The organism is Coleofasciculus sp. (assembly GCF_046565525.1).
Taxonomy (GTDB): domain Bacteria; phylum Cyanobacteriota; class Cyanobacteriia; order Cyanobacteriales; family Coleofasciculaceae; genus Coleofasciculus.
Window position 1 is genome coordinate 82,431 of sequence record NZ_JBKHUP010000014.1, and the last position, 15,220, is coordinate 97,650.

The window sequence follows — 15,220 nt, forward strand, 5'->3', positions numbered from 1 at the left end:
AATACTTAGTTAAACCAGAACCTATGACTTTTTTGCAACTTGCCGTCATTACCTGTCTCGCCTTTGTGTTGATCAAATTTAGTGCCTCTGTGTTTGGCTATGGCAATAATCGCGTCTTAAATAGCTTGGTTACAGCTATTCTCGCAATCTTTGTCACCTTTGAACTGGTGAAGCTGGTGCAGGCAATTTTCGTCAAATTAGGATAGGACACTGAAGATCCCCCATCAGGCGCTCTCGGATGGGGCGGTTAAAACCGCATCTACACAAACAAAACCTGCCTTCGCAGGTTTCTAAATCCCACGGGAATCAATTAGCCCCCTGTAGTCACCCAATCATAAATATACTGTAGGGGCGACCTGTCTGCATCAATGAACACCACCCATCCACTCAATTGTATCGGGTCGCCCTTGACTTAAATGGCGAATGAATAGAAAAGCCGCGATCGCATCCGACCCAATCCTGATAAATAAACGATATACACTAAAACAATACCCAGACTTTTCACGGTATGTGGCGCAATGCGTGTAGGGGCGGGTTTCACTACTATCTTTTCGGTTGCACCCATAAGTAACTAAACCCGCCCCGACTCAGGTTTCTAGACTTCCCGTGAAAAGCCAGAAACAATACCCCCTTTTCGACAAGCCAATGGTGAAGCAGTTTTGGCGCTGGCTAATCCGGCTAATTCAGCCCATATTACCACCCTTCCTCAAACAGAAACCACACAGGCGGGTGAAACGTCAACCCCTCAGTGATGCAGACTATCAGCAGCTATTTGGGCAACTGCTAACTGGGGTAAGTCAGGGATGGAACTCAGAAGAGGTATTCCAGCATTTAGGACATCGGATGAATGACCGCTATTTTAAAGCGTGGCTGCGAGAGTATGGGAAGCAGTTACTGAAATTGCCAGAGGCGGATCATCAGTTGGCGTCGCAGTTAGTGCGGTTGAGTCGGGTAGGGTGTGGGGAATTGGGGGAAATAGCCGCAGAAATTGGTAGGGATTTGTTAATGAAACCTGCGGGGAAAGGGGAGGAAGTGGCGGCGGTGGAACCAAGGAAGAGGGTATCGGCTGAGACATCGCCTCTAGAGTCAATTAGTTCTATTGAAAATAGCGATAGTGATCAGGCAGAATGGTGGCTTCATCGAGGGTGTCAGCAATGGCTAGATGGGGATTTTCTCGGTGCTGTCGCATCTTATGATAAAGCCCTTCAAATCAAACCTGATGACCACGAAGCTTGGTTCAACCGGGGTGTGGCGCTGGCTATACCAAAGCCAAGCCCTGAAATCTGACCTCAAACATACTATCGCCTTAGCTGGAATTGGACTAGCGATTAGCGGCTTAACCGCCACCGCGATTTCCGTACAACAACCCCAACCGAAATCCTACACCGATGTTTCGTTTTTATCCTCACCCATTTTTATCTGGAGTCTGGTATTAAGCGCCCCCTGCTCCCCCTGCTCCCCCTGCTTTGTAGGTGTCACCGCCCATCCTAAGCGAGTGGGCTGCTGGTAAATTCGTTTGAGCGTGTTGATATCCCGCACGGAGATTTCCGGGGGATGGCGAACCTGGGAATAGTACATCGTATCCGTTTCCACTGGAGAATGACCCCAAATCCCCAAAGCATGTCCTATTTCATGACGAGCCGTGGCTAGGGTATAGTCTACCGTTTGGTGGGGACTCAGATAAATGGTAAACTTATGTGCTAAAATATCCCGTGGTTCCTTCACTCCTGGACGCAGATAAAATTCGTAGCGAGTTTCTGCAGTACGGGCGCGAATGTTCTCAAATCGTTGGGTTTCGCGGTTAAAGGAGGCTTGCAGAGGGGGACGCGATCGCACAATTGTAATATCTGCAGATTCTGTCTCAGAAACCACCTGTAAGGGCAAATAGACAGTCCATTCCTCTACCGCTTGTAACACGGCATTGTACCAACTATGGAATCGTTGAGCACTAGCCGAAGATTCCGCTGATTCTCTGGGTTGTTCAATATAAACCTGAACCGGAAACTGCGACCAAACCAGATACTCCACCGGGGTTAACTTAATCTCCGTAAAATAATCACCGACACCAGTTTGATCATCCCACTGCGCCAATGTTTGGGGGAGGGGGTGAGGTTGAGGAGTTGGGAGAGAGAACGGAATCCCAGGGACATGCCAAGATATCGATAGTAACAGAATTAAACCACTGGTCAAGATCGCTATCCACAAGAGACGTTTCCTGGTGCTATGGAGGAAACGCCTCAGCTTGGGAGCGGTAATTTTTCTCATCCCAAATTCGTTGCTTGTTCGATTCAGTGGGGGAAGATATCACTGATTCAACCACCCTGCACTCAGAACAATGGTCAAGCCAATAAAGATAATGGCAAGCACCCAAGTCACCCGGTTGAGGGCAGTTTCTGCACTTTTGGCACTGGTGAACAGTTGGGCTTGACCGCCAATCCCACCAATACCATCCCCTTTCGGACTATGAAGCAACACTAAAACAATCAAACCTAGAGCAGATGCTGCCCAAATAATTTGCAGAACTTGACTGGTCATACTTGATTCTGGCTTACTTGTCAATGGAAATTTGGTCTTGTTGTTTTCGTCCCAGACCAAAGACTACAAGGCAACTCGTACTGGCGTTCGATTCTTCCGCACATCAAACTCCACTGGTTTAATCATAGAACGTCCCGTCATTTCTGCCGGTTGTGGTAGTTGTAAGATGTCCAGAATCGTCGGGGCAATATCTGCCAAACGTCCATCGCTACGCAGGGCAACTTCGGTGCCATGTCCAGGGATTTTTAATTTTTCCCCTTCTATCAGAATAAAGGGTACAGGGTTAGTTGTGTGAGCGGTCCAAGGATTGCCTTGTTCATCTTGCATGTATTCCGCATTCCCGTGATCGGCGATAATGATCGCGGTTCCGCCAACTTTGTTGATATTCTCAATCAACCGCCCCAAGCAGTGATCCACCGTTTCAACGGCTTTCACACAGGCTTGTGTATTTCCTGTATGTCCAACCATATCCGGATTGGCGTAGTTGATCACCACCAAGGAGTAAATCATTTTGCTGATCGCCTTTACCGCCACTTCCGTCACCTCTACGGCGGACATGGCGGGGGCGCGATCATAGGTTGACACCATGGGACTGGGAATGAGTTCCCGATCCTCTCCTTCAAAGGGTAATTCTAAACCGCCATTAAAAAAGTACGTAACATGGGCGTACTTTTCAGTTTCAGCGGTGCGGAATTGGCGCAACCCCTTACGGGCGATGACTTCGCCGAGGATATTATTCAAGTTCTGCGGCTCAAATGCCACCAAAACCGGGAAGTTGGGATCATACTGAGTAAACGTGGCAAAGGCTAGAGGTTTAATCAGTTCCCGTTCAAATGCGCTAAAGTCCGGATCGGTGAATACTTGGGTCAGTTGTCTGGCGCGATCGGGACGGAAGTTATAGAAAATCATCCCATCCCCCGGTTCCACTGCACCAGACGTAATCCGAGTGGGTAGAATAAACTCGTCGGTAATGTCCGCCTGATAAGACGCTTGCATCACCTCAACCGGACTACGACCATCCCCATTCCCATCCTGGGTGATTATGTCGTAAGCTTTTTGGATGCGATCCCAGCGATGATCTCGATCCATGGCATAGTAGCGACCACTAATGGTGGCAATGCGTCCAATGCCGATTTTGTCAATATGCTCTTGAATGGTATGAAGATAGCTGATCCCGGAGTTAGGGTTGGTATCACGACCATCCATAATGGCGTGAACACAAACATCAGAGAATCCTTGGGATTTAGCAAAATCCAGTAATCCCAGCAGATGGTTGATATGAGAATGCACACCACCGTCTGAACACAAGCCAATCAGGTGTAACTTACCACCTTGATGCTTAAGTTCTTGGCTCAATTTCTGCAGGGCTGCATTCTCATGGATAGAACCATCTTCCACAGCATCTGAGATGCGAACTAGTTCTTGGGGGACGACACGCCCAGCACCAATATTCAGGTGACCCACTTCCGAGTTACCCATTTGACCCTCTGGTAGACCTACGTCTTTACCAGATGTCCGAATGGTTGTACTGGGATAAGCCGCCAAAAGGCTATCCATCACAGGGGTTCGAGCGATGGCAATGGCATTTCCATCCATTGCTTCGCGGTAGCCCCAGCCGTCCAAGATGACTAGCACCACAGGAGATACAGGTGCTTGCATCATAGTATCGCTCTTTATTCCTACACTAATTTCACCGCTATGATATCATTAGTTTCTTCAGTTGATAGCTAATCTTTGCCTTTCTTTTGGGTTTTTAGGCGTTTAGCCCGAAAAATTAGCTAGATTTTCTTTCTCTAGAGTCCTCCTTTTCGATAAACTCTATAGAAATAATACTTATTGACACTGTTCTCAATTAGCCCGGTCTTCTATCATGAGTAATACCAAATCTGGATTAGCCACCGCCTTTATACCTAGGTTATAAAGGCGGACTTTGTTTGTGTAGCAGCGATTTTAATCGCTGTGGCAAAAGGGGGTAACTTGATCGGATTTGGTATAGCGGTGAGGGCAGGTTTTGTCTATCAGGGATAGGAAAAAATTCCGATTAATCCCTGATAGGACAGACAGGTCACGGTACGGGTCTACGTTGGTTTATTGACCTTTAGCCGCTGCTTTATTCTTGGCAGCTTTTGCCGCTTTCTTGGCAGCTTTTTCGGCGGCGATCGCGGCTAATCTTGCCTGTTCTTTCTCTTCGGCAATTTTATCGAGGTAGTAGTGATAATCACCTAGATAAGTTCGGAACTCGCCATCACGAATTTCGACAATTTTCGTCGCCACTTGGGAAATAAAATAACGGTCATGGGAGACAATAATCACGGTACCATCATAATGCTGGAGGGCTTCCTCTAACATCTCTTTGGCGGGGATATCCAGGTGATTGGTTGGCTCATCCAATAGGAGTAAATTTGCGGGACGTAGCAGCATTTTTGCTAAAGCCAGACGGGCTTTTTCTCCCCCACTCAGGGATTCGACTTTTTTGAAGACTGTTTCACCACTAAAGAGAAATCGCCCTAATAAGGTACGAACGTCTTCATTTTTCCAATCGGGAACTTCATCATGGATGGTTTCCATGACACTTTTAGTTAACTCCAGCGCTTCGGCTTGATTTTGCTCAAAATAGCCGGGAATCACATTATGCTGACCCAGTTCCACAATCCCTTCTGTGGCGTTTTCCATACCCATCATTAGGTGTAATAGCGTGGATTTGCCTGATCCATTCGGTCCTAAGAAAGCGATGCGATCGCCCCGTTCAACTAGCAAGTCTGCACCGAGGAAAAGAATCTTGTCGTCGTAGGTATGTACCAATTCCTTAATATTGACAACCTCGCGACCACTCCGAGGGGCTGGGGGAAAGCGAAAATGTAAGCTTTTTAAGCTACCCGTTGGTGCTTCAATGCGTTCAACTTTTTCTAACTGTTTCTCACGGCTTTTTGCTTGGGTGCTGCGGGTTGCACTAGCGCGGAATCGTTCAACAAAGGCTTGCTGCTTTTCCAGTTCTTTTTGTTGACGCTCATAGGAGCTGAGTTGGGATTCTTGCATCTCAGCTTTTTGCTGCAAGTACGCCGAATAATTACCCAAGTAGGTGGTAGAGACGCCGCGTTCAGTTTCCACAATCTGGGTACAGAGGCGATCTAGAAATTCCCGGTCATGGGATACTATCACCATCGGGGTTTTTAATCCTTTCAGGTAATTTTCTAACCATTCGATGGTTTCTAAATCGATGTGGTTTGTCGGTTCATCCAATAGGAGGATGTCAGGGCTTTGCAGCAGGATTTTGCCCAAACTCATCCGCATTTGCCAACCACCACTGAACGCGCTAACTAAGCGATCGCCGTCTTCAGGGGCAAATCCCATTTCCGGTAATATCTTCTCGATTTGCGCTTCTAGAGAGTACCCATCGAGGGCTTCAAACTGACGCTGCAATTTATCCAGCTTGTGGATTAGGCGATCGAGTTGATCGGGAGCAGCGGTTTCCATGTCCCGTTGCACCTGCGCCAGATTATGCTGTACTTGGTTGGCTTGTGTAAATACCGTCCAAAATTCTTCGCGAACCGTGCGACTGGGATCGACTTCAAATTCTTGGGTGAGGTAAGCGATGTGTAGACTGGTAGGGCGGATGACTTCTCCCGCCGTGGGTTCTATCTCCCCAGCAATAATCTTGAGTTGAGTAGATTTACCCGCACCATTCACGCCAACTAAACCAATGCGATCGCCCGGTTTGACTTCCCAGTTGACATCCTTGAGAACTTCGCCAGTGGGATAAATTTTACTAATGTGTTCTAGTCTCAGCATGGGTGTATTGTCTCAAGCAGATTACAGCAGGGAGATTGAGATACCCGACGTTTTGGGTGCGCCGCTGACTCTCTATCCGTGTTTATCGTAACAAAATTTAATGGATCTATTTATGGGTTCTGACCGCCATAATCCAGGGCGTCGTTGGTGCAACCTGAAAAACGTAACCAGTCAGTGGTAGGGGCGGGTTTAGCGGTTTATTTGGGTATCGACCGATAACCTCTCAACACAACCCGCCCTTTGTCATAAAAGAAGGGATTTAGGTATCATTTGTTACAGCTTTTCAGGAATTTTAGCATCGGTTTCGATTACTGAACCGAGAGTCTAGATGGTGTTGCGGGATTAGCAAATATGGAAAAGGGATACAAAGAAGACTTGGCATATATCCATGATGTCGGGTTTCGGGATTACGCCCTTAAATCTGCACCTGGTATATTGGCAATCCTCGCTCAAAACCAAATAGGAGAAGGCTTAGTGGTGGATTTGGGTTGTGGTAGTGGATTATGGGCGCAAAAACTGGTAAAGGCAGGTTACCACGTTTTCGGCGTTGATAGTTCTGAGTCAATGATCGCCATAGCACGAACCCGAGTGCCAGAAGCGGAGTTTCAGGTTGAGTCACTGTTCAATGTAGATATCCCCGCCTGTAATGCTGTAACCTCCATTGGTGAATGCCTGAATTACCTGTTTGATCCAAAGAGCGATCGCGCTTCACTAATCCAGCTATTTTATCGTGTTTATAATGCATTAGAACCTGGGGGTGTTTTCATTTTCGATGGCAGCAATATATCACATCTTGTCATTGAATAAATCTTGATAATTTTAGTTATTGCTATTCAAGGCATTAGTTGGTATTTAACTCTTAGCGAATTAATCCTTGTTGTTGAGCTAATGTGTGATTTAGCACGACCACAGAATTTGCCGATAAATGCAAAGTTTTTACGGTCGATTTTAGTGCTTTTTTTAGGGCGTCCTGTAATGGTGGAAGCCATTCTTCCTTATGTCCATTGATTACTAATAGTAAGCGAAAATCAATTTTTTCTAAATCGAGTGTCTGAAAGAGAGAAGGTAATTCTGTCCATGTTGCATGGCGTTTTAAGCAAGTTGCAATACAGAGATTCAGTCCGTTTGTCAATTTCTCTCTGATTTCTTCGATAAAATCGTCAAACCCTGGTTGTGTTTCAGGACGAGGTGAACTAGATTTTGCTTCAATAATCAATACCTTTGGTGAATTGGGAGGATGTAGCAACAAAAGCTCTGCTATCTTAACGCCCTCCTGGATGACTTGGTAGGTTTGACTTTTTTCAATATGGAAGCAATGTCCTTCTGGATAGGGTCCGAACGTCATTCCAGATTCAATAATCGGTTGAGTGGTCATTGAAAAGCCAGCCTCACTTCTTCTTTGTAAAGTTGGATAGATTCATCAATAATAGGATTACTCGGCAAACCATCTTTTAGATCGGCAATAGTCCACTCTTCAGGATTAGTTGAAATGATTTTGATTGAAATTTCATTTTGTTGTTGAGCGATGAGAAATAATTTTTTGATCACAAAGTAAGAGTGACTTGCCATGAAAAACTGGATTCCGCATTTCGCTAACATAGCGATGATGTCCAATAATTTTGAAATAGCGTTTGGATGCAGCGCGGCTTCTGGTTCATCAATAAAAATGACGGATTGCGGATCAAGATAGCGGTTTCCGAGTAAAGTATCGAGAATCGAAATTTTCTTGATGCCTTCTGCCGTCACTCCAATAGAGAACTTTTGATTGCCTTTCTTAAATTGCCAAATTCCTGATAGTTCGTCATACTCAATTCTGCCGTCTAATATATGTTTTAGGTTTTTGCGCGATTCAGCAAATTCTCTATAATTTCTGCCACCTTTAGGAGATTGACGCAAGGCGCGGGCTAGATCCAGGTAGGTATCATCAAACCCAAATTCTTTGTCCTGTTCACGAGTTTCTAAAATGATTGAGTGCAGAGAAAGAACTTCTTTGGTGGGTAGAAAAATTGAGTTACTATCGCGGGGTGTAACATGATTATCTAAGTTCTGAATAGTCTTGGTTGTATCTCTGCCAAAAGTATAGATAAAATTTTGATGATTAACGTTAATCTTGAATAATAAAGGTTCATCCGCTCCTTTTCTCACGAGTTCGCCGATTTTTATCGTCTCGAATGTCCAGTACAGTTTGTCTGCCAGTATTTCTTCAGCGCTGCGCGGTTCATTGCCCCGTTGATAGGTTTCCAATGTTCGCATGGCACTGTAAAGAGCCTTGAGTAATATTGTTTTACCTGTGCTATTTTCACCAATAATTAAGTTAATATTGCCTAAGTGTTCGCACTGAAGCTGGTCTATCGGACCAAAATTTTTGAGTTGAAGGCTGTTTAGCATGGGTTATTTCTCTCGACTTTCTGCACGGTAAGTTTAACTCGACAACAGCCAGAGTGGATTAGCTATGCTCTCTTTATGATAATCTGAACAGGTTGATTGAACTGACGCGATTTGATCGCACTCATAGCATTACAGCTTACTACTCTCGGTCAACTAATTCTCATCCTCATCTGACTCATCCAGATACAACCTAATGAACTCCTCGGCTGCCGTTGGATTAAGCTTATTCAGCCCTTTCCTAATTTCGAGAATGGCATCACCTCCTGAATCTCGACTTTCATTGACCCAATGGTGAATTGTTGATCGCCCAATACCCATTGCTATCGCCAACTTATTTTGGCTAATGCCGTAAGCTTCCAACACCTGTCTTAAAGATTTTCCTGCCTTTCGCATGGTTTCTATAGTGCCAGAAGCAAATGACTCATCTAAATACAAGCCAATAAACTCCTCGGCTGCTGCCGGATTAATCTTATTGAGTCCTTTTCTAATTTCTAAGATGGCATCACCTCCTGGATCTCGATTTTCATTAACCCAACGGTTGATACTAGAACGCCCAATACCCATCGCCACCGCCAACTTATTTTGGCTAATGCCATAGGCTTCCAACACTTGCTTTAGTACTGTCCCTGCTTTTCCCATGCCTAAATTTTGTCAAAGGCTCATGAAGGCGAAATGCTAACAAAACACCTTCTCTAAGACTGTTCCTCATCCTCCTCTGACTCATCCAGATACAAACGAATGAACTCTTCTGCTGCTGCTGAATTAATCGTCTTCAGTCCCTTCCTAATTTCTAGGATGGCATCGCCGACGGGATCTGCCACCTCATAAACCCAGCGGTGAACATTAGAACGCCCAACTTGCATTACCACGGCTAATCGATTTTGGGTAATGCCATAACTTTCCAAGACCTGTTTGAGTGCTTTGCCTGCTTTTCCCATGCCTCAGATTGTGTCAGAGGCTCATAACTGAGTAAATGTTCCATATATGGAAAACTAAGGTATGATCACAATGTTACATATATGGAACAAAACAAAAAAAGCAGTTAAATCCCTATGACACAAGAGTTTATTCCCAACCCAACCCCCAACCAGCAAACCCCTCTCCCTGCCAATCCAGCATCAGAACCCAATCGAGTCCCCCTCAAAGTCTTAGTCATTAGCACTCCCCAAGGCGTCAGTAACACCATTCACACCTTTTACCGCCTTGGCTACGCCCAAGTCAGTGAATGGAGCAAACCTCAGCCGACTCAAAATCCTGGTGAGGTAATGAGTATCCTGAGTCGCCGTATTCAGGTTGACTAATCGGTAGCAAAAATAACCTAACCCCCTTCTGTCGCTAACAAGGGGGAACAAGACACTCATCTCAAATCACGAATAGTTATGCAACCCTTACGCCACCGCATCAATCCCCAAACCTTTGTCATCACCCTCCAACAAATTGCCAAATACCTGAACATTAACCCAAAGCGTATCCTCAACTGGGAAAAGTGGTATAACGTCCTCTGGGTACATATCGAAGGATTGGGCGGTTACTTTATTAGTTACCGCAAGCTAGAACAGTGGATTACCGCTTGTCGTTCCTTAATCCGCTTCTGCCCAAACCTGGAAACCCTCAATACCCTGTGGTTACTCATCCACCAAGAATCTCAACGATATACAGAAGAAGGCTTTTCTCGACTCGAAGCCATCTGGCAACAACGGCAAACGTATTTGCGCGATCGCTATGGCAAAATGAGGTAATCTCGGCAAACACGATTAAAAAGATAACCCTAATGTCAAGAATAGGTAAAATCCTCACCGCTTTATCACTCTCCCTATTTTTACTGGTAACGGCTTGTGCCGCACCATCCACCGCTCCCCCACCTTCTACCCAAGCACCTCAAACTAGCACTGAGCAACCCACTCAGGCGCCCACAGGCGAACCTTTGGCTGGAGGGCAATTTAATAAATTCTTCCCCAACCCTAGCGGTGATTACCAGCGAATATTTGCCCAAGAGAAAACCGGATTTGCCGAAGCGAAGTTGAAACAGGATGGCAAGGATGTGGCGGTGCTATCGATTAATGATTTAGCCAATAACCCCAGTGCGGCTAAGAAATTCCAGGATAGCACTAAAACAATTGCAGGCTATCCCGGTGTAGAACAGGGGAAGACACAAACTGCGATTCTAGTTCGCGATCGCTTCCAAGTCAAAGTCCAATCCCGTGACGACTCCTTTACCCCTAGCGATCGCGAGGCTTGGTTGGAAAAATTTGACCTGCAAGGATTATCCCAACTCAAATAAAATTGGTCATTGGTCATTGGGAACAAACTAAAGATATCATTGAAACGATTTATAGGAGACTTTACGTGAGTAAATCTATTATTGAATTAGTTGATAACTTACCTCAAGGTGGGCTAACCGTTTCCGTCTTGAAAGCCTTAGACTTTGTTGCTCCCGGTGATTGGCAAAATGTAGTCGGCTTTGAAAATACCGTGCGCGAGGTTACAGGTGAAGATGATCCGGCATTAATTCAGGATATTAGTGAACGCGCTCTTTGGCTCTATAATGACAAATCCCAAGGCTATCAACGGGCAATTTGGCTTTTTCAATCCGTTGATAGTGCGGATTTCGCTCTCGGTGCGGCTGCTTTAGCCAACAAAATTGGTGAACGAGTTTCATTGCTGGGATTTTTAAATCGGTTGACACCCAAAGCTGATACGGCACAAACCATCGATCTGTGTTTAAAAGTTGTGGCAGAATTGGTGGCGTTTTGTCAAATTAATGGCATTCCTGGAGACAGTATTGGGGATTTTGTCAATGCTTTAGCCGATTATAGCGGTGAGTCAATGATCCGGATGGCGGGACTCATCTGTATTGATGGGTTGATTCCCCTGGGACCAGATTTCATTCAAGTGGCGCAATCGACTCTTTCTGGGTTAAGTCCCTCTCGCTTAGAACAAAATTCAACCTTCCAACAAATCAGCAGCTTAATTCCAGGAAATAGTTCTCAAGGAAAGCTGAACTTTATTGGGGAAAGCTTCGATGCGGTAAAAGGTTGGATGGGGGGTGTCGTCGCCGCGAGAGGGTTGACACCCAAAAAGGTGGTTAATCACCTGCAAGGATTTGTGGAAATTGCGGATGATAAGTTGGACTATCTTGCCGCATTCTTAGACACGTCAACGAATTATTACGAACATACTGGCACTCAAACCGTCGCCCGTCGTTTAATCGAACGAGCAGCGGCTGAAATTTGATAAATGAAATACCCCATTCATAGCCATCGCCTACGAGATCATCATCGCGCAAGCCACAGAGAATGTCAGTGGCGGTAATGTTTCAACCCAGCGAATAACAAAAGCGCGATCGCGAATCCCCCAGCGACTCCGGAAATCAGTGGGGTATCTGTATGACGCAGTGCGATCGCAATATATGCCCAAGCAATTACTAGGGGAAAGGCAATATCCGATCGCTGAATAATCACCGTTGCTGTGATTACCGCCCCGACAAGTAGGACAATTGCCGTCCACGCTGAAGGGTCAATCCCCCACCCACTCCAGCCGAGGTCGTAGAGTACAATTGCTACATTCAGAATTGTGGCTACACTGATCCACGCCAAATAGATACTCACAGGAATGTGAACATACCATTTCTGCTTCCGAGACACCCTGACAGAACCAATACCCAACCGCAAATAAACTCGAATCAGTGGCACTAAAATCCCCAGCATCGCCACCAGCGACAGCGCGAACTGGCGATACTGGAACAGAAACACCCAAGCAATCTGGGCAAAACTCGCCAGCACTAAACTATAGCCCATCTGGCGCAAATGAGGATTTTGCTCCTGGTTGGGCAGTACCTGATAGATGCCCAAACTAATCAAACCCAGATAAATAATTCCCCAGATGGCAAAGGCATAGCTGGCTGGGATAATCTTAATCTCTCCAAAAATAGTATTGGAGATTTCGCCGATTGTCAGTCCACCAATCGGTGCGATATTTGCCCAGATATTAATGCCAAAAGCAGCGAGGATAGCACTTAACGTGAGAACTTGCCTAAGGCGATCTGGGTTTAAAGAGTTGAACTGTTTCATGTTACTGCCGAGTTAAAATCTCGGTAATGCTGGAGGTCACTTAAGTTTTTGTTTAATAAATGCCACGAGCTGTCCCATTTGTTTCTTCAACCCATCAATTTCTGCCTGTAAATGTTCAATTTTTGCATTTAAGGCTTGAACTTCGTCTGATGAAACACCGGGAGCTTCAGCCGCAGGAACTTCTTCTTTGGGCGGCACAGCCATGACTGGGCGTTTTTTAGCCTTTGCCATCGCTTCCTTAATCGCATCAACCAGTTGCTTCTTTTCAAAGGGCTTTTCGACAAAGGCAAAATACTCAAATGGCTCAGGTATTTTTTCCGTTACTTCTTCCTTGCGACCTGACATTAATACCAAAGGAATGCTCTGGAGAGTACCATCACTTTGAATTTGTTGGAAAACCTCCCAACCGCTCATTTTAGGGAGCAGGAAATCTAACATAATTAGATTGGGATGCTCCTGATGGATTAGATTGAGACCTTCAATACCATCTTTGGCTTCTAGCACTTCAAAGTTACCGGGCGGCAACATTTCTTTAACGCGCATCCGGATGACTCGACTGTCATCAATAACTAATATTTTATGGCTTGCCACGACTGACTCCTTTGGAGAGATAAAAGAAAAACGTCTTAAGCCCAGGTAGAGCAGACCCCATAATTCCACTCAGACAGACCTTACAGAGTCTGTTTCCGGGAAAACAACGGATGACCGACCCACACCTGTAACTCTTTTGCTGTTTTGAGATCGAACCCAAAAGCACTCATCGAAAATTGAGGTTGGTAAGGGGGCGAATGGAAACCCCTGTCATTTATGTATGGGGAGGATCTTGCCCTCTTACATAAACAGCAGTCCGACAGGACTTCCTTTGAGTGAGAAGCTGTTGGTATCCATTACCCTCGTGTAGACGACTGCATATTTGAATTGAAACCCCTACCGCCTTGGATTTACTTGCCGCGTTCGATGTATTGCATTCACCTTTCGTCTGGGCAATTACAGACTCGTGTTTTCAAGCTGTACGCATAGGGGTTAATTTTTGGGGTATGGTTGCCCCTAACTTCCGTTTCCGGAGTGACGTTAGCTTCGCATAAGTTATGCCTCGGTACTATCTCCAACACACTGGTTTAACCCTGTAAGCCTGTTTAATGCTGGAGTTGTAGAGCTACAAACTAGCTACGAATTTGTAGGTACGAACTTTAACTCTTGGGCATAACGTAGACCGCGTAGGTCTTAGGCTGGTCAGGTATGGGCTTTATTCCAAGCCCCCGCCTTTAGGCGTGGGGTTCCTGACTGTCCATGATTCTAGATTAATCTGCTTGGTTGGTTGAGAGCAAAACTCGGATCGAATCAGAGTCCGAGTAAAATGCTTTACCATTTGTATCGTAAAGAGTAACACTCTTGCTGATAGCTCATCAAAATTACTATGGATTTGCCTACTCAACCCAATCTGTCTACTAAAAACCTTTGGCGAGAGGAAATTACTGCCCTACCGACTTGGTTGCGACGCCCCATTGGTAACGCCAGTGATATCTCTACGGTGCAGCGCATTGTTAAACAACGGCAAATTCACACGATCTGTGAAGAGGGGCGCTGTCCCAATCGGGGGGAGTGTTACGCTAACAAAACGGCGACCTTTTTGCTAATGGGTCCAACCTGTACCCGTGCTTGTGCTTTTTGTCAAGTGGATAAGGGTCATTCTCCTATGCCCCTTGACCCGGAAGAACCCCAGAAAATTGCTGAATCGGTTCAGTTATTGGGATTGCAGTATGTGGTACTGACATCAGTAGCGCGAGATGATTTACCGGATCAGGGCGCAGGTTGGTTTGTTGCCACAATGGATGCCATCCGGCGACTGAATCCAGATACCCAAATTGAGGTGCTAACGGCAGACTTTTGGGGCGGGAGAGGTACAGACAATCAAACTCCAACTGAGTTGCAGCGCCAACGGGTGAAAAAGGTGGTTCAGGCGCATCCAGCTTGTTATAACCACAACATTGAAACCGTAAAACGACTGCAAGGACAAGTGCGCCGGGGTGCCCAATATGAGCGATCGCTGGATGTTCTGCGCCTCGTCAAAACCCTTGACCCGACAATTCCCACGAAGTCAGGATTGATGTTGGGACATGGAGAGACGGAAGCTGAGGTGATAGAAGCCATGGAGGATTTGCGCCGCGCTGAATGCGATCGCCTCACCCTAGGACAATACATGCGTCCCTCTCTAGAACACCTGAGAGTGCAACGCTATTGGACACCAGAGGAATTTGACCGACTCGGTGCGATCGCCAAAGACATGGGTTTCACTCACGTCCGTTCCGGTCCCTTGGTTCGCAGTTCCTACCACGCGGGTGAATGACAGATGATACCATGGTGACATACTCCCGACGCTCATGCGGCAAGCATAGAGCGCGGGCTTCTCAGTGACTCCTGGTATCCCATAGGACGTT

General features: G+C 46.0%; 17 protein-coding genes and 2 pseudogenes. 8 read left to right on the forward strand and 11 right to left on the reverse strand.

The genetic code is table 11. The features are described from left to right. The first annotated feature begins 23 nt into the window (after positions 1 to 23). Together ACLGGO_RS07460 and ACLGGO_RS07465 are read left to right on the forward strand one after the other, a co-directional pair. Complete coding sequence (locus tag ACLGGO_RS07460; protein ID WP_446359415.1) at positions 24 to 206, forward strand: hypothetical protein; 183 nt, start codon at positions 24 to 26, stop codon at positions 204 to 206. 400 nt (positions 207 to 606) lie between these two features. Next, entirely contained in the window at positions 607 to 1,287 is a 681-nt protein-coding gene (locus tag ACLGGO_RS07465; protein ID WP_446418821.1) for a tetratricopeptide repeat protein, read from the forward strand. A 93-nt stretch (positions 1,288 to 1,380) separates the two neighbouring features. On the opposite strand, the gene ACLGGO_RS07470 is transcribed toward ACLGGO_RS07465, so the two are convergent. From ACLGGO_RS07470 to ACLGGO_RS07485, 4 genes are all read right to left on the reverse strand, one after another. Then, the gene (locus ACLGGO_RS07470; protein ID WP_446418822.1) at positions 1,381 to 2,265 is read right to left on the reverse strand and encodes a peptidase; all 885 of its coding nucleotides are present in this window, start codon (positions 2,263 to 2,265) and stop codon (positions 1,381 to 1,383) included. A 39-nt stretch (positions 2,266 to 2,304) separates the two neighbouring features. Continuing rightward, a complete protein-coding gene (gene secG, locus ACLGGO_RS07475; protein ID WP_044209019.1) occupies positions 2,305 to 2,535 on the reverse strand; it encodes a preprotein translocase subunit SecG in 231 nt (76 codons plus the stop codon). Positions 2,536 to 2,598: 63 nt separating this feature from the next. Then, entirely contained in the window at positions 2,599 to 4,197 is a 1,599-nt protein-coding gene (gene gpmI / locus ACLGGO_RS07480; protein WP_446418823.1) for a 2,3-bisphosphoglycerate-independent phosphoglycerate mutase, read from the reverse strand. A 426-nt stretch (positions 4,198 to 4,623) separates the two neighbouring features. Beyond that, positions 4,624 to 6,324 (reverse strand): ABC-F family ATP-binding cassette domain-containing protein, encoded by a 1,701-nt coding sequence (locus ACLGGO_RS07485; RefSeq protein ID WP_446418824.1) that lies wholly within the window; start codon positions 6,322 to 6,324, stop codon positions 4,624 to 4,626. Between the two features lie 351 nt (positions 6,325 to 6,675). Here ACLGGO_RS07485 and ACLGGO_RS07490 point away from each other — a divergent pair. Next, a pseudogene (locus tag ACLGGO_RS07490) lies at positions 6,676 to 7,098 on the forward strand (class I SAM-dependent methyltransferase); the annotation flags it as partial. An 85-nt stretch (positions 7,099 to 7,183) separates the two neighbouring features. On the opposite strand, the gene ACLGGO_RS07495 reads toward ACLGGO_RS07490, so the two are convergent. The 5 genes and pseudogenes from ACLGGO_RS07495 to ACLGGO_RS07515 form a co-directional block, all read right to left on the reverse strand. Further along, positions 7,184 to 7,699, reverse strand: coding sequence for a hypothetical protein (locus tag ACLGGO_RS07495; RefSeq protein WP_446418825.1), 516 nt, complete (start codon positions 7,697 to 7,699; stop codon positions 7,184 to 7,186). Beyond that, a complete protein-coding gene (locus tag ACLGGO_RS07500) occupies positions 7,696 to 8,712 on the reverse strand; it encodes an AAA family ATPase (RefSeq protein ID WP_446418826.1) in 1,017 nt (338 codons plus the stop codon). Before ACLGGO_RS07500 ends, ACLGGO_RS07495 begins: the two co-directional genes overlap by 4 nt. A gap of 153 nt (positions 8,713 to 8,865) precedes the next feature. Next, complete coding sequence (locus tag ACLGGO_RS07505) at positions 8,866 to 9,105, reverse strand: helix-turn-helix domain-containing protein (RefSeq protein WP_446418836.1); 240 nt, start codon at positions 9,103 to 9,105, stop codon at positions 8,866 to 8,868. A gap of 24 nt (positions 9,106 to 9,129) precedes the next feature. Then, positions 9,130 to 9,351: pseudogene (locus ACLGGO_RS07510) on the reverse strand (helix-turn-helix domain-containing protein); the annotation flags it as partial. Positions 9,352 to 9,404: 53 nt separating this feature from the next. After that, positions 9,405 to 9,650, reverse strand: a complete 246-nt coding sequence (locus ACLGGO_RS07515; RefSeq protein ID WP_446418827.1) for a helix-turn-helix domain-containing protein — start codon at positions 9,648 to 9,650, stop codon at positions 9,405 to 9,407. A 114-nt stretch (positions 9,651 to 9,764) separates the two neighbouring features. Here ACLGGO_RS07515 and ACLGGO_RS07520 point away from each other — a divergent pair, with 114 nt between their 5' ends. The 4 genes from ACLGGO_RS07520 (at position 9,765) to ACLGGO_RS07535 (ending at position 11,946) form a co-directional block, all read left to right on the forward strand. Then, positions 9,765 to 10,013, forward strand: coding sequence for a hypothetical protein (locus ACLGGO_RS07520; protein ID WP_446418828.1), 249 nt, complete (start codon positions 9,765 to 9,767; stop codon positions 10,011 to 10,013). A gap of 78 nt (positions 10,014 to 10,091) precedes the next feature. Beyond that, entirely contained in the window at positions 10,092 to 10,451 is a 360-nt protein-coding gene (locus ACLGGO_RS07525; RefSeq protein ID WP_446418829.1) for a hypothetical protein, read from the forward strand. A gap of 32 nt (positions 10,452 to 10,483) precedes the next feature. Next, positions 10,484 to 10,993, forward strand: coding sequence for a hypothetical protein (locus ACLGGO_RS07530; protein WP_446339271.1), 510 nt, complete (start codon positions 10,484 to 10,486; stop codon positions 10,991 to 10,993). A 65-nt stretch (positions 10,994 to 11,058) separates the two neighbouring features. Then, positions 11,059 to 11,946, forward strand: a complete 888-nt coding sequence (locus tag ACLGGO_RS07535; RefSeq protein WP_446339270.1) for a hypothetical protein — start codon at positions 11,059 to 11,061, stop codon at positions 11,944 to 11,946. A 65-nt stretch (positions 11,947 to 12,011) separates the two neighbouring features. Here the strand turns inward: ACLGGO_RS07535 and ACLGGO_RS07540 are convergent, their stop codons facing one another. Continuing rightward, positions 12,012 to 12,782: a tryptophan-rich sensory protein gene (locus tag ACLGGO_RS07540; RefSeq protein ID WP_446418830.1), complete on the reverse strand. Its 771-nt coding sequence runs from the start codon at positions 12,780 to 12,782 to the stop codon at positions 12,012 to 12,014. A gap of 36 nt (positions 12,783 to 12,818) precedes the next feature. After that, a complete protein-coding gene (locus ACLGGO_RS07545; protein WP_446339268.1) occupies positions 12,819 to 13,373 on the reverse strand; it encodes a response regulator in 555 nt (184 codons plus the stop codon). An 826-nt stretch (positions 13,374 to 14,199) separates the two neighbouring features. Here ACLGGO_RS07545 and lipA point away from each other — a divergent pair. Then, positions 14,200 to 15,129 (forward strand): lipoyl synthase, encoded by a 930-nt coding sequence (gene lipA, locus ACLGGO_RS07550; RefSeq protein ID WP_446418831.1) that lies wholly within the window; start codon positions 14,200 to 14,202, stop codon positions 15,127 to 15,129. Positions 15,130 to 15,220: the final 91 nt, after the last annotated feature.

Coding starts and splice junctions, on each gene's coding strand:
- ACLGGO_RS07530 (WP_446339271.1), top strand. CDS start 10,484: ATGTCAAGAATAGGTAAAATCCTCACCGCTTTATCACTCTCCCTATTT.
- ACLGGO_RS07495 (WP_446418825.1), bottom strand. CDS start 7,699: ATGACCACTCAACCGATTATTGAATCTGGAATGACGTTCGGACCCTAT.
- ACLGGO_RS07515 (WP_446418827.1), bottom strand. CDS start 9,650: ATGGGAAAAGCAGGCAAAGCACTCAAACAGGTCTTGGAAAGTTATGGC.
- ACLGGO_RS07540 (WP_446418830.1), bottom strand. CDS start 12,782: ATGAAACAGTTCAACTCTTTAAACCCAGATCGCCTTAGGCAAGTTCTC.
- ACLGGO_RS07460 (WP_446359415.1), top strand. CDS start 24: ATGACTTTTTTGCAACTTGCCGTCATTACCTGTCTCGCCTTTGTGTTG.
- ACLGGO_RS07485 (WP_446418824.1), bottom strand. CDS start 6,324: ATGCTGAGACTAGAACACATTAGTAAAATTTATCCCACTGGCGAAGTT.
- secG (WP_044209019.1), bottom strand. CDS start 2,535: ATGACCAGTCAAGTTCTGCAAATTATTTGGGCAGCATCTGCTCTAGGT.
- ACLGGO_RS07505 (WP_446418836.1), bottom strand. CDS start 9,105: ATGCGAAAGGCAGGAAAATCTTTAAGACAGGTGTTGGAAGCTTACGGC.
- lipA (WP_446418831.1), top strand. CDS start 14,200: ATGGATTTGCCTACTCAACCCAATCTGTCTACTAAAAACCTTTGGCGA.
- ACLGGO_RS07470 (WP_446418822.1), bottom strand. CDS start 2,265: ATGAGAAAAATTACCGCTCCCAAGCTGAGGCGTTTCCTCCATAGCACC.
- gpmI (WP_446418823.1), bottom strand. CDS start 4,197: ATGATGCAAGCACCTGTATCTCCTGTGGTGCTAGTCATCTTGGACGGC.
- ACLGGO_RS07525 (WP_446418829.1), top strand. CDS start 10,092: ATGCAACCCTTACGCCACCGCATCAATCCCCAAACCTTTGTCATCACC.
- ACLGGO_RS07520 (WP_446418828.1), top strand. CDS start 9,765: ATGACACAAGAGTTTATTCCCAACCCAACCCCCAACCAGCAAACCCCT.
- ACLGGO_RS07500 (WP_446418826.1), bottom strand. CDS start 8,712: ATGCTAAACAGCCTTCAACTCAAAAATTTTGGTCCGATAGACCAGCTT.